The organism is Falsiroseomonas tokyonensis (assembly GCF_019024325.1).
Classification (GTDB): domain Bacteria; phylum Pseudomonadota; class Alphaproteobacteria; order Acetobacterales; family Acetobacteraceae; genus Falsiroseomonas; species Falsiroseomonas tokyonensis.
On sequence record NZ_JAFNJS010000028.1, the window covers coordinates 1 to 2500 of the forward strand.

General features: G+C 58.1%; 1 tRNA gene and 2 rRNA genes (1 of these 3 cut by a window edge). All 3 read right to left on the minus strand.

Features of this window, described 5'->3' with window-relative positions:
• Positions 1-4 precede the first annotated feature (4 nt).
• A tRNA-Met gene (locus tag J3S20_RS29550) sits at positions 5-78 on the minus strand.
• A 34-nt stretch (positions 79-112) separates the two neighbouring features.
• Positions 113-227, minus strand: a 5S ribosomal RNA gene (gene rrf, locus J3S20_RS29555).
• Between the two features lie 123 nt (positions 228-350).
• Positions 351-2500: ribosomal RNA gene (locus tag J3S20_RS29560) — 23S ribosomal RNA — on the minus strand; it runs 587 nt beyond the window's last position.

Here is a 2500-nt window from a genome sequence, read left to right on the forward strand (position 1 = left end):
TGGGATGCGGGGACAGGATTTGAACCTGTGACCTTCAGGTTATGAGCCTGACGAGCTACCGGGCTGCTCCACCCCGCGGTGGTTTGGAATGAGATGATGTTCCGGTGTGGTGGCCCGGCGGCGACCTACTCTCCCGAGCCTTGAGGCTCAGTACCATGGGCGCTGGGGTGTTTCACGTCCGAGTTCGGGATGGGATCGGGTGTATCATCCCCGCGATGGCCACCGGGCCACCAGACCGGAACATCATCTGATGTGGTGTGATTTGGTTGTGTGTGTGTTGGGTAGGCTGTGCGGTTTGGTGCTGCGCGCGGCGCCTGGTTGTTGCCAACCGTGGGCCGGTGCGGTGGGGTGGTATGAGCTCTATCGGGCGATTAGGACCGCTCAGCTGAGACAGTTACCTGTCTTACACCTGCGGCCTATCAACGTGGTGGTCTTCCACGGCCCTCGGCGAGACCTCGTCTTGAGGCTGGTTTCCCGCTTAGATGCCTTCAGCGGTTATCCATTCCGCACTTGGCCACCCAGCCATGCCACGGGCGTGACAACTGGTTCACCAGAGGTGCGTCCATCCCGGTCCTCTCGTACTAGGGACAGATCCTCTCAAGTCTCGTACACCCACGGCAGATAGGGACCGAACTGTCTCACGACGTTCTAAACCCAGCTCACGTACCGCTTTAATCGGCGAACAGCCGAACCCTTGGGACCTGCTCCAGCCCCGGGATGCGATGAGCCGACATCGAGGTGCCAAACCTCCCCGTCGATGTGGACTCTTGGGGGAGATCAGCCTGTTATCCCTAGAGTACCTTTTATCCGTTGAGCGATGGCCCTTCCACGCGGGACCACCGGATCACTAAGGCCGACTTTCGTCTCTGTTCGCGCTGTCGCGCTCACAGTCAGGCGGGCTTGTGCCTTTGCACTCAACAGCCGATGTCCGACCGGCTTGAGCCCACCATCGCGCGCCTCCGTTACCATTTGGGAGGCGACCGCCCCAGTCAAACTGCCCACCACGCAGGGTCCCGGCTCGGGGTGACCGAGCTCGGTTAGACGCCAGAAAGGCACAGGGTGGTATTTCAAGGTTGGCTCCACCGAAGCTAGCGCCCCGGTTTCATAGCCTCCCACCTATCCTACACAGTCCCTTCCTGGCGCCACTGCGAAGCTGCAGTAAAGGTTCATAGGGTCTTTCCGTCTGACCGCGGGTACCCCGCATCTTCACGGGGAATTCAATTTCGCTGAGCCCATGCTGGAGACAGTGGGGAGGTCGTTACGCCATTCGTGCAGGTCGGAACTTACCCGACAAGGAATTTCGCTACCTTAGGACCGTTATAGTTACGGCCGCCGTTTACTGGGGCTTCGGTTCGATGCTTGCACATCTCCCCTTAACCTTCCAGCACCGGGCAGGCGTCAGACCCTATACGTCATCTCTCGATTTCGCAGAGCCCTGTGTTTTTACTAAACAGTCGCCACCCCCTGGTCTGTGCCACCCACCCACACTTGCGTGCAGGCAGGTCTCGCTTATCCCGAAGTTACGCGAGCAATTTGCCTAGTTCCTTCAGCATGGTTCCCTCAAGCGCCTTGGAATACTCGTCCAATCCACCTGTGTCGGTTTAGGGTACGGTCCATATGTCAGAGCTATTTCCCGAGCAGATCCAACAGCCTCTCCAATCCAATAAGGAAAAACTGCACTTCACTGCTGTCACTTCTGACGGGCCCAGGAATATTCACCTGGTTTCCATCGGCTACGGCTGTCGCCCTCGCCTTAGGGGCCGGCTCACCCTGCGCGGATTAGCCTTGCGCAGGAACCCTTGGATTTTCGGCGGAAGGGTTTCTCACCCTTCTTGTCGCTACTCATGTCCGCATTCGCACTTCCCATACCTCCACGGCCCCTCACGGATACCGCTTCACAGGCCTAGGGAACGCTCCGCTACCGCACGCATTACTGCGCACCCACAGCTTCGGCTCGTGGCTTGAGCCCCGTTACATTTTCGCCGCAGAACAGCTATTAGACCAGTGAGCTATTACGCTTTCTTTAAAGGATGGCTGCTTCTAAGCCAACCTCCTGGTTGTTTTGGCCGTCCCACATGCTTTCCCACTTAGCCACGAATTAGGGGCCTTAGCTGGTGGTCTGGGCTGTTTCCCTCTCGACAATGGACCTTAGCACCCACTGTCTGTCTGCCAGGCTGCACTCATCGGCATTCGGAGTTCGGTTGGGTTTGGTAGGACTTTGGGTCCCCCTAGCCCATCCGGTGCTCTACCTCCGACGGTGATCGCCTGACGATCTACCTCAATAGATTTCGCGGAGAACCAGCTATTTCCTGGTTTGATTGGCCTTTCACCCCTAGCCACAGATCATCCCCGACTTTTTCAACAGGCGTGGGTTCGGCCCTCCAGTAGGTGTTACCCCACCTTCAGCCTGTCCATGGCTAGATCACCAGGTTTCGGGTCTCATGCCGGCAACTGAACGCCCTGTTCAGACTCGCTTTCGCTGCGCCTTCACCTATCGGCT